Origin of the sequence: Pseudomonas sp. TNT2022 ID642 (assembly GCF_028656995.1) — a bacterium.
GTDB lineage: Bacteria > Pseudomonadota > Gammaproteobacteria > Pseudomonadales > Pseudomonadaceae > Aquipseudomonas.
Map to the genome: position 1 here is coordinate 178,794 of NZ_JAMDGW010000020.1, position 18,134 is coordinate 196,927.

Genomic DNA, 18,134 nt, shown 5'->3' on the forward strand with positions numbered 1-18,134 from the left:
GGAATGCAATGAAACAGGAAGTGATAGAACTGGACGGCGCCATCGGTGGCGGCCAGGTACTGCGCAGTGCCTTGAGCCTGTCGATGGTGACAGGCCGGGCGTTTCGCATTAAACAGATTCGCGCCAAACGCAGCCGTCCGGGACTGCTGAGGCAACATTTGACGGCCGTCATGGCGGCGGCTGAGGTCTGCGGCGCGACGGTTTCCGGTGCGCAATTGGGCTCGCAAGCGTTGAGCTTTGAACCCGGCGCGATTCGCGCTGGCGATTACCAGTTCGCCATCGGCACGGCCGGCAGTTGCACGCTGGTGTTGCAGACCTTGTTGCCGGCCCTGTTGCGGGCAGCGCAGGCGAGTCGGGTGCGCATCTCGGGTGGTACGCATAATCCGCTGGCGCCGCCGACCGATTTCCTCACGCGCAGTTGGCTGCCGTTGCTGCGGCGTATGGGCGCAAACGTTGAGCTGGACTTGTTGAAACATGGATTTGTCCCGGCAGGCGGTGGCGAGATTGAAGTGAACGTGCAGCCGTCGAGCCTGACGCGGCTGGACCTGTGTGAACGCGGCGAGGCCATTTCGCAACACGCATCGGCGCTGACCGCCGGGCTGGCACCGACGGTGGCCGAACGTGAGTTGAGCCAGGTAGCCAAGCGTTTGAGTCTGCCGCCTGCGGCGCTGCAACATGTCACGCTCGATCCGGCGCGGGGGCCGGGCAATGTGTTGTTGCTGGAGTATGCATTCGAGCACGTCACCGAGGTGTTCAGCGCGTTTGGCCAAGTGTCGCTACGGGCTGAAAAGGTCGCCGACGCCGCGATCAATCAGGCCGCCGACTGGTTGCGCAGTGGTGCTGCGGTGGCCGAGCACCTTGCCGATCAGTTGCTGTTGCCAATGGCGCTGGCCGGTGGCGGCTCGTTCACCACGCCGCGTATGACCGAGCATCTGCACAGCAATATCGCGGTGATCGAGTTGTTTTTGCCGGTTCGCATCGATTGTCGTGAGGAGGGCGCTGATCGATTGCGCGTTGAGGTCAGCGCCAATTGATAGTCAGCCTAGGGGCGGTGGGATTTCATCAGGAAATCCCACCGCCCTTTTTTACGTCCGCAAAAAACTCGCGAAAGGCGGCAAATTGCTGGCCCCCGGATTCTTGCTTCCCCGGCAAAATCGCCTTTTTTCAAAAGGTTAGGTGGGCTCTATGCGGACGATTGTCATCACCGTTGCAACGCTTTCCCTGGCTGTTTTTGCGGTGGGGGTGCAGGCGAAAGAACTGAGCAAAAGCCATCGCTTTGCCTGCACCTGGGGCTCGGACATTGCTGCCGGTGCCCAGCAATCGAAGTTGTCGGGCGTCTCGCTGTACGGCGCACGCAAACAATTGCAGGTGCGCCGATTCCAGCAGCCGTGGATGCGCATGACCGCGATGGGGATTACCGAGCAAACCTACAACAGCACATCGAAGCTCAAACCGGCGGCGGTCAAGCAGACGTATTACGAACAATGCGTACGCCACGAATTGGCCCAGCGATAACGCAAAAAGCCCAATCTTTTCAGGTTGGGCTTTTTCATGCCTGAGGAAATGTCTGGATTACTTTTCGCTTTCGCAATTGACCATCCACGACACGCCGAAGCGATCCACCAGCATGCCAAAACGTACCGCCCAGAAAGTCGCCTCCAGCGGCATATCGACGCGACCATCCTTGGCCAGTGCGTTGAACACTCGCTCGGCCTCGGCAATGCTGTCGACGTTCAGCGAAATCGAACAGCCGCTCATGCCTTGAGTCGGGCGGTCGGGTGTGGTGTCCGAGGCCATGATCATCTGATCACCCACTTTCAGGCAGGTGTGGATGATCAGGTTGCGGTGTTCTTTGGGCACGTGCTCGGCGGCGGGCGTTTCGCCGAACGTCATCATGGCCTCGAGTTTTCCCTGCAAGGCTTGCTCGTAAAAGGTGAAGGCTTCGCGGCAGTCACCGTTGAAGATCAGGTACGGGTCGATTCTCATGTCTCTGCTCCCGGCAGTCAGGCGCGGAGCGTGGCGGGTGTTCGCCGGGTTCCGCGTTGGGCGGTTAAAACATAGCAGAGCGTTGGACGCCAGGAAGGCCAGAGTCATCCAGATGTTTTTGTTCTGAAAAACGTGTCGACGATAACGCGTTCGTCGTTTGAAATTCCGTCGTGGCGCTGGAGTACCATGACGCACCTCCATCACCTGCAGAGACCAACGCCCCATGCCTGATCTATCACGCTTCACGTCCTTGTTCGATCAGGCGCAGCGCGCCTTGCGGTTGGTTTGGGGGACATCGCGTGGCTTGTTTCTGGGGCTGGTGCTGGCAACGTTGGTGGCCGGCTTGCTGCCGGCACTGGCGGCATGGTTGGGGCAGCGGATTGTCGATGCCGTGGTAGCGGCGATGCAGTTGCACGCGCAACACGGCAGTGCGCCACTGTGGCCCGTGTTGCGTTACGTTTTGTTGGAGGCTGGGGTGCTGGCGCTGTTGTCCGGCACACAACGGGCACTGTCGGTGCAGCAGTCGCTGTTGCGGGTGCAGCTAGGGCAGAAGGTCAATACGCTGATCCTGGAGAAAGCACAGACCCTGTCACTGGTGCAGTTCGAGAACTCCGAGTTCTACGACAAACTGGTGCGTGTCCGTCGCGAGGCTTCGACGCGGCCACTGGCGCTGGTCATGAAGTCGTTGGGCTTGATTCAAAACCTGATCATGCTGATCAGTTTTGCTGTGCTGCTGGTGCATTTCTCCCCTTGGGCGCTGGTGCTGCTGGTGGTCGGTGCGTTGCCGGTGTTCTTTGCCGAGGCGCATTTTTCCGGTGACGCCTTTCGGTTGTTTACCCGCCGCGCGCCGGAGAGTCGGCAGCAGAATTACATCGAAACCTTGCTGTCCCACGAGACCTATATCAAAGAGGTCAAGCTGTTTGGCTTTGCACCGCTGTTGCTGCAACGCTACCGTGACACGTTCGCCAGATTGTATGCCGAAGATCGGCGCCTGACGTTGCGGCGCGATGGCTGGGGTTTCGGCCTCGGTCTGCTCGGTACCGCGGCATTTTACGTGGCCTACGCCTGGGTGGTGATCGATGCCGTGCATGGCCAGATCAGTCTTGGCCAGATGACCATGTATCTGGTGCTGTTCAAACAAGGCCAAAGCGCCGTGAGCAGCAGTCTCAGTGCGATCAGTGGCCTGTACGAAGACGGCCTCTACCTGACGAGTCTCTATGAGTATCTGGCCGAACCGGTGCAGTTGGATACCGGACACCTGACCGTTGGCGTGTGCCCGGGCGATGGTTTGCGATTCGAAAACGTCGGCTTCCGTTATCCCGGTGCCAGTCGGCCAGCACTGGAAAACATTGATCTGCAACTGGTGCCAGGCAAGAGCGTGGCGCTGGTCGGCGAGAACGGTTCAGGCAAGACCACGCTGATCAAGTTACTGACCCGGCTCTATCGTCCTGATCAAGGGCGCATCCTGCTCGATGGCAGTGATTTGCAGGATTGGCAGGAGACCGCGTTACGTCGACGGATTGGCGTGATTTTTCAGGACTACATTCGCTACCAGTTCAGCGTCGGCGAAAACATCGGCGTCGGCGATACCTTGGCGTTCAACGATTCGCAACGATGGAAAGAGGCGGCTGCCCAAGGGATGGCGGCGCCCTTTATCGAAGGACTGGACAAGGGTTACGCCACGCAATTGGGACGCTGGTTTGCCGGTGGCCAGGAATTGTCTGGCGGACAGTGGCAGAAAATTGCCTTGTCCCGCGCGTACATGCGCCGTGATGCCGACATTCTGATCCTCGATGAGCCGACTTCCGCCCTTGATCCGGCGGCCGAAGCGGCAGTGTTTGAGCATTTCAGCCAGCACAGCGAAGGGCGCATGACCTTGCTGATCTCCCATCGTTTTTCCAGCGTGCGCAATGCCGACCACATCATCGTGCTGCAACAAGGCCGGATTCTCGAGCAAGGTGGCCATGATCAACTGATCGCAGCGGCCGGGCATTACGCGCAATTGTTCGATTTACAGGCTCGCGGCTATCGTTAGGTGTCCCGCCCGCTGCGCACGGTTGCCGGCCCGGCCACCCGCGGGGCGGGCTTGCTCTGCATCAGGCTGTCGAGCGCCTTGCGATAGTTCTGCCCGCCGAGCGCCATGCTGTTGTTGTGCGTTGCGCCCGGCACCAGCAACAGGCGTTTGGGTTGTTGCGCGGCATTGAACAGTTGCTCGCTGAAACGTGGCGGCACGAAAGCGTCGGCCAGACCGTGCACCACCAGCAGTGGCATGTGAATGTCGGCAATCTTGTCGATCGAATCGAATTTCTGCGACAGCAGCCAGCGCACCGGCAGTGACGTGTTGGCCACGGACGCGGCGACATCCGCCAGCGTGGTGAAGGTGGACTCGATCACCAGTCCGCGCACCGGTAACGCGGAATGATCGCGGGCGGCGGTTTGCCCGAGTTCTGCGGCCAGATCGATGGCCACAGCGCCACCGAGGGAGTGCCCATAGATCAGACGTTTGGCCGGATCCGGTTGCAGCAGCTTAAAGCGCTCCCACGCCACCCGCGCGTCCTCGTAAACACTGCTTTCCGACGGCAGATCACCGTGACTCTTGCCGAAACCACGGTAGTCGATAGCCAGCACTGAATAACCCGCTGCGCGCAGTTGTTCGATGCGGAACAACTGCCCGGTGAGGTTCCAGCGCACGCCATGCAGATAGAGAATGGCCGGCGCATTGGCTTTTTCCGCCGGCCACCACCAGGCATGTATGTTTTCCCCGGCCTTGAAGCTCTTCGGTTGCAGGTCGAGTTCCTGCACGCTGCCGGGCAAGCCGCGATACCAACCGGCAGTGCCCGGTTCGATGCGAAACAGCAACTTGCGTTCGGTGTGTTCCAGCACGGCACAACTGGTCGGCACGCCGATTATCAGCGCGGCCATGCAGGCGAACGCCAAACGGCGGCGGCGCAGACGCGTCATGAAGGACAGGAACATTAAACGTTTCACCAGGGCGCAGACAAAGAAGGCTTTTTACCAGATGCCTGGCCCTGCGCGTGAGTTTTTCGACCACCGCCCCGGCGCAACGATTACCAAATGCTGCAAAGACTCACACAACCTGCAGAACGATCTTGCCGATATGGTCGCCAGCCTCCATGTGCGCGTGAGCCTGAGCGGCGTCGGCGAGAGGGTAGACCTTGTCGATCATCGGCAGACAGCGCCCGGCAGCCAGCGCCGGCCAAACGTGCTCGCGCAGTTGATCGGCAATCGCGGCTTTTTCGGCAGCGGTGCGGGCGCGCAGGAGGGATCCGGTGATCACCGCGCGTTTGGCCATCATTGCCAGCAGATCAAAGTCGTTGGCCCGCGCGCCGCCGAGGAAACCGAGCATGACCAGACGGCCATCCATCGCCAGGGCACTGACGTTACCGTTGAGGTACGAGCCGCCCATGATGTCGAGGATCACATTCACACCTTGGCCTGAAGTTTTCTCGGCGATCACCTCAGCGAAGTCCTCATCGCGATAATTGATCGCTTGACCACCCAGTTCGCGAATCGCTGCGCATTTGTCCGGGCTGCCGGCGGTGGCAAACGCTTCTATGCCGAATTCTCGGCACAGCATCAGTGCGGTTGTGCCGATGCCGCTGGTGCCACCATGAATCAATGCGCGTTGACCACGGCTGGCGCCGCCGAGGCCGAACAGGTTGGCCCACACGGTGAAAAACGTTTCCGGGATCGCGGCCGCCTGGACCCAGTCCACGCCATCAGGAATCGGCAGGGTCTGGCCGGCCGGGACTGCGCAGTATTCGGCATAACCGCCGCCGTTGGTCAGCGCGCAGACTTTGTCGCCCACGGCGAACTGACGAACACCGGCACCAAGCGCCACCACTTCACCGGCGACCTCCAACCCGGGAATCGGGTTCATGCCGGGTTTCATCGGGTATTTGCCGGCACGCTGCAAAGCGTCCGGCCGGTTGATTCCGGCGGCGTGTACGCGGATCAGCACTTCGCCTTGTGCCGCGACCGGCAGCGGCACGCGTTGAGGTTGCAAGACCTCGGGGCCTCCGGGTTCGGTGATTTCGATTCGGGTCATTTCATTGGGCAGGGACATATCGTTTCTCTTGGCTTGAGTTGTGTAAGTGGGAGCCTGCCGAGCAGGCAATGATTCCCTTCAATTTGCACAGCAGCGCGGCTCGATAGGGGCGGGCAGCCATCTCATGGCTTGCTCCAGCAGCAGCGCCACGACGATCGCGCCAGCGGCAATCACGAACAACAACGCGTGGTGACCGCCGCTGGCATTGAACAGCGCCGAATAGGCAAAACCGGCCAGCGCCTGAAACGTAGCGAACGATACCGTGGCGCGGCTCCAGGCGATTTGCTGGCGATGATGCTCCGGCACCAGTTCATGCACCCGCGCCAGCGCCAGCGGCACAATGCCCGGCGGAAATGAACCGAGAATCACCGCCAGCAACGCCAGCCCCAAAAACGAGTGAGTCAGCGCCAGCAATCCAAGGGCAACCGCCTGCACCACCAGCACCAGACGAATGCCGGACCTTGCGCCAAGCTGATCGGCGAGAAAGCCATAACTCACCGGGCCGACAATCGCGCCCAAGCCATACATCACCCACACCAACGCGCCGACATGCGCTCCGGCACCGAGGCCACGCGCCACGTAATCCACCAGGAAAACCATGGCCGGCACCAGGCCTGCGGCCATAAAGGCGTATTGAGCGAACAGCAGATACACACCACGCGGTGTCGGTTCTGCGGGCACTGTTTCTTGCGCAACGACGGGGTGCAGGAAATCAGACGGCCAGGCAAACCAGCTCAGCGCCGTCAGCAACAAGGCCAAAGCCCCCAGGCCCAGCCATGTTGCCTGCAAACCGAGGCTTAACAGCGGCGGCACCAGGGTCCCGGAACCGGCAATGCCGAGACCGATGCCCAGAAAAATCGCGCCACTGGCCAGCCCTTTACGCGCCGCCGGGACATGCGGCAATACCGTCGCGGCCACCAGCACCATGATCGCGCCGCCGGCAATCCCGGACAGCAGCCGCCAGCCGAAGAACCAGCTCACCGACAACGGAAACGCGCAGGCAAAAAATGCCGCCGTGACCACCAGCATCATCAGCCGCAAGGCATTTTTATTGCCGAGCTGGCGCGCTGCCGGGCGGCCGAGCAGGGCGCCGATCAGATAGCCGACCAGATTGGCCGCACCGAGGTAGACCACATCATTGGCGCTAAACCACTGCGCTTCAATCAGCGAAGGAATCAACGGCGTGTAAGCGAAACGCGCCAGTCCGATGCTGACCAGGCTGGCGCAAAGGCCGGCGAAGATCGGCAGCCAGATACTGGTGGAGGTTGAAGTGCGCATGGAAGCGATCTCGAGGAAGGTTTATGGTGTTCAGCATATCGGCTATCGTTGCTGCGTTAATGCAGCGAATTGGCGGCACGATGATGCGAATGTGCATCGCTGGGAGACAGTATGAATTGGGATGACGCACGGGTATTTCTTGCCGTTTGCCGCGAGTCGACGTTGCGCGGTGCAGCACGGGTCTTGGGAGTGGATCAAGCGACCGTCGGGCGGCGCATCACGGCACTGGAAAAGTCCCTGAGCGCGACGTTGTTCCTGCGCACCTCTGACGGGTACGCGTTGACGGCGGTCGGCGAAGCAGCGCTTAAAAACGTTGAGAAAATGGAGCATTCGGCACTGGAGCTGGAGCGGCAGATTCAGGGCCTGGACGATCGCCTGACCGGCACGGTGCGCGTCAGTACCACCGATTCGCTGGCCATCGATTTTCTGATTCCGGCGATTGCCCGTTTGCACGACCAGCACCCGGACGTGCGAGTGCAACTGGATGCGTCCACACAGATTCTCAGCCTGGCCAAGCGTGAGGCGGATATCGCGGTGCGCAACACCCGGCCGGACAACCCTGACCTGATCGCCCGGCGCATTGCCCGATGGCCAGTGGGGCTGTTCGCCTCTCAAGCCTATATAGACGCCAATGGCGTACCGCCGCCGGGCACGGCATTTGAGGGGCATGATCTGGTGGTTTATCAACCGTATCTGCAAGGCAAAAAGGACCTGACGTTGGTATCGGAGCCGTTGAGTCGCGGTCGGATCGTCGCCAGCCTCAGTTCCAGTTTGCTCGTGCGTCGGTCAATTGCGGCAGGGTTGGGTGTAGGAGAAATCCCGGTCTACATGGGCGAGCGCGATGGCTTGATCAGGCTATGGCCGGAGCGCACTACGCCATTGCCCTATGAGGTATGGCTGGTAACCCACGCGGATCTGCGCCATACCGCGCGGGTGAGGGCGGTGATCGAGCAGATTGTCGACGTGTTCGCGTCGGAGAATGAGTAGGTAGACGCTGTTTTGGCAGGGCTACAACCTCTGACGAAACGGCCTACACCAGAGGCAGAATCGCCCGGCTTGTGAGCATTCTGGATGGGGCCTATCTTTTCATCAGCTCGGTGAGGGGCGTTGGAAACTCACCGATTTAATACCAGGGACGGTATGTAGACCCAGGAAGGTGTCGAATTGAAAACCTCGGAATTCAGTCAAAATCCAATCAGTGATCTATCGAGTAAAAGCCGGAATACTCAAGCCATGAACGCAATAAGCCGTGAAGAATTCAATGCCAGGATCGAGACCATTGAGACCAGGATGGACGCTCGCTTCGAGGGTGTGTCGGCAAAAATCGATGCTTATCTTTTGACTCAGGCGGAGAGGGACAAACGGTACGATTTGATGTGGGACGGCGTACAACAAATCGCCGAGGACTCAAAAGAAGCCATCAAACATGCCTCGACAGTGAAGGCGCATTACTGGGCGACAACGGCCGTCCACTTTCTCGGAATGATCACCGTCGTGGTGGGGGCGCACTTCGCCAATCAAGCGGCTGTGCTAACCACCCTGCAGACGACACTCGCTGCGATCCAGATAGGCAAAGATATAAGTGCACCAAAGCCTGCTTCGCCGCAAGCAACCGAATCAGCACAATAGAAAACGGCCTTCAAAGAAGGCCGTTTTTGTGGGTATTGAGACACCGCGTCATGGCATCTCTGGCAATTCCTGCGGTCGCAAGTCGAACACCAGCACCTCGGCATCGACACCGTTGCTCAACGTCAGGAACTGTTCTTCGCGAACCCGCACGCCGTCGCCTTCACGCAGTTGCTGGCCATTGAGTTCGACACTGCCGCGCGCTACATGCACATACGCATAGCGGTTGGTCGGCAGTTCGAGCGTGGCGCTTTCCTTGCCGTCGAACAGCCCGGCGAAGACCCGTGCATCCTGGCGCACCTTGAGCGAACCGTGCTTGCCGTCCGGTGAAATGATCAACTGAAGACGACCGCGTTTTTTCTCGGCGCTGAAATGCTCTTGTTGATAGCGCGGTTTGGCTCCGGCAACCTCCGGCACAATCCAGATCTGCAGGAAGTGCACCGGTTTGGTCGCCGAATGATTGAACTCGCTGTGCGCCACACCGCTGCCGGCGCTCATCAGTTGCACGTCACCCGGGCGGATAACCGAACCGGTGCCCAGTGTGTCCTTGTGCTCCAGCGCACCTTCCAGCACGTAGGAAAAAATCTCCATGTCGCGATGCGGGTGCTGGCCGAAACCTTTACCGGCGGCAACGCGGTCATCGTTGATCACCAGCAGGTCGGAAAAACCCTGTTCACGAGGGTCGCGGTAGCTGGCGAAGGAAAAGGTGTGAAAGGACTTCAACCAGCCATGATTGGCGAGGCCACGATCGGAGGCTTTGCGAAGGGTCAGCATGATGAAATCTCCTTGCGGGACGTGAATTCGTCCGAGTGAGGAGAAGGTTACTGTTTACTGGATTGCGCAATAAGTAGATGAAAATTGAAAGACTGTCCTTTTCAGGTTGACAGTTTTGCGATAGCCGTCACACAAAACTTTTGCGCTCAAACGGCTACAGTTGGCCATAATGTCTGGCCTGTCTCATGTTTCTTTGATTGAAGTGATGTCTGCCCATGAAAACCGTGGCAATGGTGCTGTTCCCCGACTTTCTCCTGCTCGACATGGCCGGGCCATTGGAGGTTTTTTCGGTTGCCAATCGGTATCTGAAAGCCGATGCGCATTATCAATTGATCACGCTTGGTACCGAGCGTGGCCCCCTTCGGGCATCCAACGGCGTGTTGGTGCATGCCGACGCGACCATCGACGACAACACCGAACATTATGATCTGCTGTTGGTGCCGGGCGGCCCGGGTGCCTACAACCAACAATTTCCGTCGTTGTTTGCCTGGCTCAAAGGTGCTGTCCAGCGTGTCGACTATTACGGTTCGATCTGCACCGGCGCGTTTGTATTGGGGCATGCCGGATTGCTTGATGGTTACCGCGTAACCACGCATTGGAACTACACCGAGCGCCTGATCAAGGGGTTCCCGAAAGCCCAAGTCACGACCGATCAGATCTATGTCGAAGATCGCAACTTGATCACCTCCGGCGGTGTCACGGCCGGGATCGATATGGCGCTCGCCGTCATCGCCCGCGATCACGGCAAGAAACTCGCCCAGGATGTGGCCAAAGTTCTGCTGGTGGTGATGAAACGGCAGGGCGGGCAGGCGCAGTTCAGTCCGCTGATGGCCGCCGTGGCACCGCAGGAAACCCCCATCACCCGCGCCCAGAGTTACGTACTGGAACACCTCGACGAAGCCTTTACGGTCGAGCGCATGGCGGCCATTGCCAACATGAGCGCGCGGCATTTTGCACGGGTGTTCGCCCGCGACATCAACATGACGCCGATGGAGTTTTTGCAAAGTGCGCGCATCGACTGCGCACGCAATCTGCTGGAAACCAGCGATCTGCCGCTTAAGACCGTGGCTTACAAAAGTGGTTTCGGCAGTGTGCGGCACATGCGTTCGCTGTTCGCTGAAAAGCTCGGCCTGACTCCCGCGCAATACCGCGAACAGTTCAGCTAGAGCGCTTCTGTCCGTCTGGCGCACCCGTATGTCCGTGCTGCGCCCCGTGTAGCGGTTGTCGCGTCATCTGAGGCTGCCAAGATAGTTGGCATGGATAGCCTCAACGATTTGAACATGGCATCGGTGCTGTATTTCGGCCCCTACGCCTTCCACTTGCGCCAACGGCTGATACTCGATGGAGATCGGCCATTGCGCATGGGCGGGCGCGCGCTGGACATCTTGCAGGTGCTGGTCGAGCGTGCCGGTCGAGTGGTCAGAAAGGAGCAATTGATCGCTTTGGTGTGGCCGACGTCGGTGGTCGAGGAGATCAACCTGCGCGTGCACATCGCCGCGCTGAGGCGCGCCTTGGGTGATGGTGAAAACGGTGAACGTTACATCGTTAACGTGCCGCAATGCGGTTACAGTTTTATTGCCCCGGTCCGTTGCGACAGCGCCGCGCAAGGGGTCTTCGAGGGCCTGCAAACGCCCCAGCACAATTTGCCCGCGCGGCTGACCCCGGTCGCCGGCCGCGACTCGCTGGTTGGCGGGCTGGTGCGGCAAATGCCGCTGTGTCGGCTGATGACCGTCACGGGCGCGGCGGGTGTGGGTAAATCCACTGTCGCGTTGCGGGTCGCGGAACTGCTGTTGCAGTACTACAGAGACGGCGTGTGGCAGATCGATCTGAGTTTGATCGACGACGACACACCGCTGCTCGATCAGGTGCTGGGCACCCTCGAAAGCGATTTGCCCGGACTGTCGACTCGCCATGCGTTGCTGCTGCTGGATAACGTTGACCACCGTCGCGTTGCCTGCCGAGCAGTGGTCGAAACGCTGCTCGAAGCCGCTCCCCGACTGTCGATTCTCGCCACCAGCCGCGAAGCCTTGCAGGTCAGTCTGGAAACCGTTCAGTGCGTGCCACCGCTGACCCTGCCGAATCGCTCGGCAGGCGATTGCATCACCGAAGCCATGGGCCATTCTGCGGTGCAGTTGCTCGTCAGCCGTGCTCGGGCGCGACAGCATGATTTCCGCTTGCGTGAGCAGGACGTCAAAGCCGTCCTCGATATCTGTCGCCAACTCGACGGCTTACCGCTGGCGATCGAACTGGCAGCGGCGCAGGTCGATGCATTGGCGTTGGTCGGCTTGCAGGCGCAAATGCCCCATGGGTTGCAAGTGCTCAGTCACGGCCGGCGCACCGCGGTGCCGCGGCACCAATCGATGCAGGCGGCACTCGACTGGAGCTACCAACGCTTGAGCGAGCATGAGCAACGCGCGCTGCAGCGATTATCGGTCTTCAAAATGGCCTTTACTCTGGAGGCGGCGCTGGCGGTGATCAGTTGCCCGCAACTGGCGTCGTCGCGGCTTGCAGCGATCATTGAAGGCCTGGCGCGCCAGTCATTGCTGGTGGTGGAGCGGGGCGGCGGCGCAGGCCGATACCGAATGCTCAACACCACCCGCTGCTATGCCCGCGAGCAACTTGAACGCAGCGGTGAAGGGGTTGATCTTGAACGTCGGCATACCCGTTACATCAAGCGGATTCGCCAGGCATCAGGCGTGCACGTGCTCGCGTAGCGCGCCGATCAGCAAGCGCACTTTAAGCAAGTCCGGGGTCGCATAGCCTTCGGTAAAGCGCTGATAGATCGGCGTGAGCAAATCCAGCGCCTCTTGGCAGCGTGATTGGCGCTGCCAGAGTTGCGCGAGTGACGTGGCACTGCGCAGTTCCCAGGCAAGCGCGCCTTGGGCACGAGCGATGGTCAGGGATTGCTGGAGGAGTTTTTCGGCTTCCTGAAGAACCTCTTCGCGAGCAGGCCCGCTCAGCCCCACCCACTCGTCTTTCAATAGAACATCAGCCCGAGCCCGCAGAACCTCCGCCGTGCTCCACCCTGCATCACCACTCAGCGCTCGCTCAAACAGCGAGTCATCCACAAAACGGCCATCCAGCGTCACCATGATTTCCCGAATCAACCCACTGCTGTCCTTCGGCACGGGCGCAAGGGTTTGAGCATCAATCACCTGCGCGTAGTGCCGCGCCCACGTATTGAACAGCAGCACCGAATGCTTCTGCGATTGCTCCAGCAACAGTTGCAACAATGCTTGGGCGTTCTGCTGATCACCGTTGTAATGGGCGATCAGACAACTGGCCAGCGCCAGGGTGTAGCAAATCGAGGTGCCATGGTCGATCTGCACGGCGATATCCAGTGCCAGACGCGCCGTATGCCACGCTTGCTCCGGCAATCCCTGCAGCCATAGCACCCGTGCCAGTACCGTCAGCGACGCGACACTCTGGTCGTACTGCACGCCAAAACCGTGAGTGAAGCGATTGACATGGCCGCTGTGCGCCATGCGCTGCAGCACCTGTTCGGCATGAATGCGTGCCTGCGGCTGGTCGCCGGCATAGTGCAGGGCCAACACGCGCAGACGGTGGGTGCTCAGTGACAGCAGTGGGTCGCCGTGCAGACCGAGGCGGTCGAACTGTTCGCTCTGCGCCAGCGCCATGCGGTAGTGCCCGCAACTGAGGTTGACCGCCATGTGTCCGGACACCGCGCGCAATTGCCCGGCGACATCGTCATGTTCGTGGGCCAACTGGCGGGCCTCGGCGAACGCTTCGATGGTCTCAGGGGTGCCACCCCACGTGTGATAGCAGGCACTGCCGAGCGCCAGTTTCAGAGAGATTTTCAGACGCGGGCAGGGCTCGTCGAGTTCGTCGAACAGGCTCAGCGCCCGGCGCACAAAACCGCCGTACTCTTTGAGCAACGACAATTCTTGCCACAACGGCGCCGACGCGGCCGCCAGGCGAATTCCCAAGCCGCCCGGGCCGACACCGTTCAGGCTCCAGTCCAGCGCCGCGCGCAAATCCTCCAGCCCCCGCGCATAGCGTTCGATCCACACCACCGTCGGCGTGTTTTCCCAATCGTGCTGCGCCTGCTGCATCAACGCCAGGCAGCGTTCGGCATGGCGTTCGCGGGTTTCTTCGCATTCAGCGGCGTGCTCGAGTTTTTCCAGTGCATAACGGCGGGTCGTGTCGAGCAGGCGATAAAACACCTCTTCATCACCGACCTCGACGCTGAGCAGCGATTTGGCCACCAGTTGGGTGATCGACACAAACACCACGCCGGGGTCGATCTGTTGGCCGACGATAACGGCCGCCGCGGATTCCAGGGTGAACCCCCCGCGAAACACGCCCAAACGGCGCAGGCAGGTTTGTTCGCAAGGGTCGAGCAGATTGAAACTCCAGTCCAGCGTGGCGCGCAGGGTGAGATGGCGCTCTAGACTGGTTTGATTGCCCGCTGCCAGCGGTGGCAAGCGGCCCTGCAACTGGCTCAGCAGGCCGTCCAGGCCCAGTTCGGCGACCTGCGCTGCTGCAAGCTCAAGCGCCAGTGGAATGCCATCGAGCCGATGGCAGATCTCGATCGCTTGGGGCAACTGGGTATCGCTCAGCTCGAAGCTTTCCTGCGCGGCCGTCGCTCGCTCGATGAACAATTGCAGCGCCGAAAAATTCAGCGTTTGCTCACGATCCAGCGTCGTCGTCATCGGCGGGTATTCGAGGGAGTCCAGACGCTGCACGTATTCGCCTTCTGCCCGCAGGCTTTCACGGCTGGTGGCGAGGATATGCACTTTCGGAGCGCCGCGCAGAATGCTCTCACTGAGCACCGCGACGGCATCGATCAGGTGCTCGCAGTTGTCGAGCAGCAACAGCATCTGTCGCTGTTGCAGACCATTGACCAGCGCCGCCAGTGGATCGCCCTCGAGTAAAGCCAGGTCGAGCAGGGCGGCCAGGTGTGAGTAAATCAAACGGGGATCGTTAAGCGGTGCCAGGTCCACCAGCCGAATGCCGTCGCGGTAGTGGCCGATCAACTGCTCTGCCACGCGCAAGGCCACTGTGGTTTTGCCGATCCCGCCGGGGCCGACCAGGGTGATGCAGCGTTGGCGTGGCAACAGCGTCATCAAACTGTCGACCAGCGGCTGGCGACCGATCATGCGCGTGCGCCGCAAGGGCAGATTGTGCCGACCACCAGCATCGCCCACAGGACGCTCCTCCATGGATTGCAGTAAGACCGGAGCGACAAAACTGTAACCGCGTTGCGCCACGGTGATGATGTAACGCTGGCCGGCCTGACCGTCACCGAGCGCCTTGCGCAGCGCCGCCATGTGCACCCGCAGGTTGATGTCTTCGACCACGCTGTCCGGCCAGACCCCGGCCATCAATTGTTGTTTGCTCACCACTTCGCCGGCATGCGCCAGCAGAATCAGGAGGATGTCCATCGCCCGTCGACCGAGGCGCAACGGCTGCTCGCCTTCGAGCACCCGCCGTTGTCCGGGATGAATCCGATAGGGGCCAAAGCCGAGGGCCTGATTCGGGGAAAGACTCAACAGCTCACTCCTGCGGTGCGGCGACGGACAGAGCGGAGTAGGGCCGAGCGCGTGCGCAGGCCTTCTATTCCGGGGTGTCCCGGCATAATCCTCAGGTTTGAGCCTCAGTGCAACGGGTGTCGCGATCAAAACGCGGCGGGCTGTGAAGGCTGGGCTTTGGGTTCTCTCGTGATCCGGCAGCGCCAGGCAAACGGATTGATGCCTTCGCTGCGAGTGAACATATGACAGAAGTGCGCCTGATCGCAGAACCCGCACTCCAGGCTGATTTGCGTCAGGCTCAAATCAGTGTGCCGGATCAGTAGCTTGGCCCGCGCCAGGCGCTGGGTGCGAATCCAGTCCTGCGGTGACAGCCCCGTGCTGCATTTGAAGGCACGGGAAAAATGGCTGCGCGACAGCGAACAGGCGCGGGCCAGTTCGGTGACCTCAAGGCTTTCGCCGAGGCGTTCGAGGATCAGCTGTTTGACCTGTCGTTCACGTTGCGGACTGAGTCCGCCGATCCCGGTCTTGCGTGGTTCATTGGCAGGGGCGAGGGCGACGCTGTGCTGTAAGTGAGCCATGGCCAAAGTCCGTGTCGATGGGGAATGCACGGTCGGCGCATCCCCTCAGGTCAAAAAAGCAACGCTGCGCAGAGGGATTCATTGTTGGGCGAGGGCGGGGGACTGACGAGTTAATCGTTGTTAATTCCACTCTGGAGCAGCGCCCACGGGCCCGTTGATCGCGTAAAGTGCGTAGCACTGGCGTCTGGCTGGCTATAAGGAATCCGTGCTCATGAACCGTAATGATCTGCGTCGCGTCGACATGAACCTGCTGGTGATTTTCGAAGCGCTGATGTTCGAAAAGAACCTGACCCGCGTCGCCGAAAAGCTGTTCATGGGGCAGCCGGCCGTCAGCGCTGCGTTGGGGCGTTTGCGCGATCTGTTCGACGATCCGTTACTGCTGCGCAACGGTCGCGGCATGGAGCCGACCGCGCGGGCGCTGGCGATTCTCAAGGAGCTGCAACCGGCGATGGACGTCATCTCTGGCGCGGTCAGTCGGGCCAAGGAGTTCGAACCGGCGAGCAGTTGCGACGTGTTTCGTATCGGCTTGTCGGACGACGCCGAGTTCGGCCTGTTTCCACCGCTGCTGCGCCAGCTTCAGCAAGAGGCGCCGGGGATTGTCGTGGTCGTGCGTCGCGCCAACTACCTGCTGATGCCGGCACTGCTGGCCTCTGGAGAAATCTCCGTCGGCGTCAGTTACACCACTGAATTGCCGGCCAACGCCAAGCGTAAAAAACTGCGCGACATTCCCTGCAAAGTCCTGCGCGGCGACGACCGCCCGGGTCCGCTGACCCTCGACGAATACTGCGAGCGCCCGCATGCGATGGTGTCGTTCTCCGGCGACTTGAGCGGCAATATCGATATGGATCTGGCCAAGGTCGGCCGTACCCGCCGTGTGGTGTTGGGCGTACCGCAGTTCAGCGGTTTGCGCGCCTTGCTCGCCGGCACCGAGATGATCGCCACCGTGCCGGATTACGCTGCGTGTGCGCTGGTTGAAGGGTGTGCGTTGCGCGCCGAAGATCCACCGTTCCCGATTGATGCGGCGCAGTTGTCAATGGCGTGGAGCGGGGTGCATGACAACGACCCGGCGGAGAAATGGCTGCGCTCGCGGATAAGCCAGTTCATGGCGGCGCCGTTGGATATTCCAGCGGTTTAAATTCCTGCGCATATCTCACAAACAACACCAATCCCCTGTGGGAGCGAGCCTGCTCGCGAAAGCGCTGTGTCATTCACCGCATTTATCAACTGACCCGACGTCTTCGCGAGCAAGCTCGCTCCCACATTGGCTCGGTGTGATCGATGCTTTAAAAATCGCTGTTTAAGCAACACCATCAGACACTCTTTCAGGCTACGCAACCTTGCGCCTTTGCCCACAGCTACGCCAGAATCCGCCGGCTTGTGCGCTTGTGGTCGGGTCTTTATCGTTTGATGGTCGCTGACAAATTCAGCGATCGGGTTTAGCGACTCGGACCAAAAAAAGTGCATCAGCGCTCCATGCTTCGTTGCAGGCTATCGTCTGCACTTCGCTATGGCGGCTGTATGCGGGAGACCTTCGGGTCTACCGGGTTGCCTTTTTACCGGTTCGCTAACCTGCATACGGTCGCCACCCATCCTGTTTAGCGACAGGACGTGGTGATCCCGGCTCTAAAAAGGAGATTCACCATGTTCAAAGTCACACCCAACCCGCCCGACATCGACCCCACATCCCCTTACGAATCCATCGATTCCCGAAAACTCCACGAAGCCGCCGACCGCGCCCTCGACCATTACCTCCTGCCACCCGGCGCCACGCCACCCTCACGCAGAACTCGCGGCATGTATGCCGTGACCGCCGACACCAAAAACGAGGAGCTGCTGACCGACGCCAGCGAAACACTCGCCTCGGCCAAAACCATCGCCCAGGACGTCGCACACCTGTTGCCCGCACCGCAGCGCCGGGCGTTGTTGGGGATTGCGCAGTTGATCATGCTCGGTGAGTTGGCAGTGAATCGGGTGCTGGATAACCTCGAACCACCGGCCTAAGCACACCCCCTGTGGGAGCGAGCCTGCTTGATCGTTCCCACGCTCTGCGTGGGAACGCCTCAACGGACGCTCCGCGTTCGGCTCTGGAGGGGACGCGGAGCGTCCCGGGCTGCATTCCCACGCAGAGCGTGGGAACGATCAATGCCGCAGAACTGAGCACACCCATCCAATTTCTTCCCGACCATCATTGGCATGATTCCGGCCAATGACATTTCAAGGGTCGGGTCATGAATGCCTCAACAGATGAACAGGCACGCGACATCGGTTTGCTGTTCCTGCGGGTCAGCGGCGGGTTGGTTTTGCCGTGGGGGCACGGCCTGCCCAAGAAGC

The 18,134-nt window shown here is 60.4% G+C and carries 16 protein-coding genes and 1 pseudogene; 10 read left to right on the forward strand and 7 right to left on the reverse strand.

Annotated elements, in window-relative coordinates; translation table 11 throughout:
- The first annotated feature begins 8 nt into the window (after nucleotides 1-8).
- Both rtcA and M5G26_RS21415 read left to right on the forward strand, forming a co-directional pair.
- Nucleotides 9-1,034: an RNA 3'-terminal phosphate cyclase gene (rtcA, locus tag M5G26_RS21410; RefSeq protein ID WP_273916407.1), complete on the forward strand. Its 1,026-nt coding sequence runs from the start codon at nucleotides 9-11 to the stop codon at nucleotides 1,032-1,034.
- Between the two features lie 151 nt (nucleotides 1,035-1,185).
- Nucleotides 1,186-1,515: a hypothetical protein gene (locus M5G26_RS21415; RefSeq protein WP_016987808.1), complete on the forward strand. Its 330-nt coding sequence runs from the start codon at nucleotides 1,186-1,188 to the stop codon at nucleotides 1,513-1,515.
- 57 nt (nucleotides 1,516-1,572) lie between these two features.
- Here the strand turns inward: M5G26_RS21415 and M5G26_RS21420 are convergent, their stop codons facing one another.
- A complete protein-coding gene (locus M5G26_RS21420) occupies nucleotides 1,573-1,986 on the reverse strand; it encodes a VOC family protein (RefSeq protein WP_273916408.1) in 414 nt (137 codons plus the stop codon).
- Between the two features lie 223 nt (nucleotides 1,987-2,209).
- On the opposite strand from M5G26_RS21420, the gene M5G26_RS21425 reads away from it, so the two are divergent.
- Nucleotides 2,210-4,021, forward strand: a complete 1,812-nt coding sequence (locus tag M5G26_RS21425; RefSeq protein ID WP_273916409.1) for an ABC transporter ATP-binding protein — start codon at nucleotides 2,210-2,212, stop codon at nucleotides 4,019-4,021.
- Here M5G26_RS21425 and M5G26_RS21430 read toward each other — a convergent pair.
- The 3 genes from M5G26_RS21430 to M5G26_RS21440 all read right to left on the reverse strand — a co-directional run bounded on the left by M5G26_RS21430 (nucleotide 4,018) and on the right by M5G26_RS21440 (nucleotide 7,333).
- Nucleotides 4,018-4,962, reverse strand: coding sequence for an alpha/beta hydrolase (locus M5G26_RS21430; RefSeq protein ID WP_102902864.1), 945 nt, complete (start codon nucleotides 4,960-4,962; stop codon nucleotides 4,018-4,020). The genes M5G26_RS21425 and M5G26_RS21430 overlap by 4 nt on opposite strands.
- Before the next feature lie 112 nt (nucleotides 4,963-5,074).
- Complete coding sequence (locus tag M5G26_RS21435) at nucleotides 5,075-6,073, reverse strand: NAD(P)H-quinone oxidoreductase (protein WP_273916410.1); 999 nt, start codon at nucleotides 6,071-6,073, stop codon at nucleotides 5,075-5,077.
- Nucleotides 6,074-6,133: 60 nt separating this feature from the next.
- On the reverse strand, nucleotides 6,134-7,333 hold the full coding sequence (locus M5G26_RS21440; protein ID WP_273916411.1) for a YbfB/YjiJ family MFS transporter: 1,200 nt from the start codon (nucleotides 7,331-7,333) through the stop codon (nucleotides 6,134-6,136).
- Between the two features lie 111 nt (nucleotides 7,334-7,444).
- Between M5G26_RS21440 and M5G26_RS21445 the strand changes: the two genes are divergently transcribed.
- Nucleotides 7,445-8,320, forward strand: coding sequence for a LysR family transcriptional regulator (locus M5G26_RS21445; protein WP_273916412.1), 876 nt, complete (start codon nucleotides 7,445-7,447; stop codon nucleotides 8,318-8,320).
- A gap of 177 nt (nucleotides 8,321-8,497) precedes the next feature.
- Entirely contained in the window at nucleotides 8,498-8,962 is a 465-nt protein-coding gene (locus M5G26_RS21450) for a hypothetical protein (protein WP_224794769.1), read from the forward strand.
- Between the two features lie 48 nt (nucleotides 8,963-9,010).
- Here the strand turns inward: M5G26_RS21450 and M5G26_RS21455 are convergent, their stop codons facing one another.
- The gene (locus M5G26_RS21455; protein WP_273916413.1) at nucleotides 9,011-9,733 is read right to left on the reverse strand and encodes a pirin family protein; all 723 of its coding nucleotides are present in this window, start codon (nucleotides 9,731-9,733) and stop codon (nucleotides 9,011-9,013) included.
- A gap of 215 nt (nucleotides 9,734-9,948) precedes the next feature.
- Here M5G26_RS21455 and M5G26_RS21460 point away from each other — a divergent pair, with 215 nt between their 5' ends.
- Nucleotides 9,949-10,899: a GlxA family transcriptional regulator gene (locus M5G26_RS21460; RefSeq protein ID WP_273916414.1), complete on the forward strand. Its 951-nt coding sequence runs from the start codon at nucleotides 9,949-9,951 to the stop codon at nucleotides 10,897-10,899.
- 90 nt (nucleotides 10,900-10,989) lie between these two features.
- On the forward strand, nucleotides 10,990-12,447 hold the full coding sequence (locus M5G26_RS21465; protein ID WP_273916415.1) for an ATP-binding protein: 1,458 nt from the start codon (nucleotides 10,990-10,992) through the stop codon (nucleotides 12,445-12,447).
- On the opposite strand, the gene M5G26_RS21470 is transcribed toward M5G26_RS21465, so the two are convergent.
- Both M5G26_RS21470 and M5G26_RS21475 read right to left on the reverse strand, forming a co-directional pair.
- Nucleotides 12,424-15,246 (reverse strand): ATP-binding protein, encoded by a 2,823-nt coding sequence (locus M5G26_RS21470; protein WP_273916416.1) that lies wholly within the window; start codon nucleotides 15,244-15,246, stop codon nucleotides 12,424-12,426. The two genes, M5G26_RS21465 and M5G26_RS21470, sit on opposite strands and share 24 nt — an antisense overlap.
- A gap of 125 nt (nucleotides 15,247-15,371) precedes the next feature.
- Nucleotides 15,372-15,803, reverse strand: coding sequence for a helix-turn-helix domain-containing protein (locus M5G26_RS21475; RefSeq protein WP_122597795.1), 432 nt, complete (start codon nucleotides 15,801-15,803; stop codon nucleotides 15,372-15,374).
- Nucleotides 15,804-16,014: 211 nt separating this feature from the next.
- Here M5G26_RS21475 and M5G26_RS21480 point away from each other — a divergent pair, with 211 nt between their 5' ends.
- From M5G26_RS21480 to M5G26_RS21490, 3 genes and pseudogenes are all read left to right on the forward strand, one after another.
- Nucleotides 16,015-16,938 (forward strand): LysR family transcriptional regulator, encoded by a 924-nt coding sequence (locus M5G26_RS21480; protein WP_038364823.1) that lies wholly within the window; start codon nucleotides 16,015-16,017, stop codon nucleotides 16,936-16,938.
- A gap of 506 nt (nucleotides 16,939-17,444) precedes the next feature.
- A complete protein-coding gene (locus tag M5G26_RS21485) occupies nucleotides 17,445-17,804 on the forward strand; it encodes a DUF6124 family protein (RefSeq protein WP_273916417.1) in 360 nt (119 codons plus the stop codon).
- Nucleotides 17,805-18,031: 227 nt separating this feature from the next.
- Nucleotides 18,032-18,134 (forward strand): annotated as a pseudogene (locus tag M5G26_RS21490) (LysR family transcriptional regulator); the annotation flags it as partial.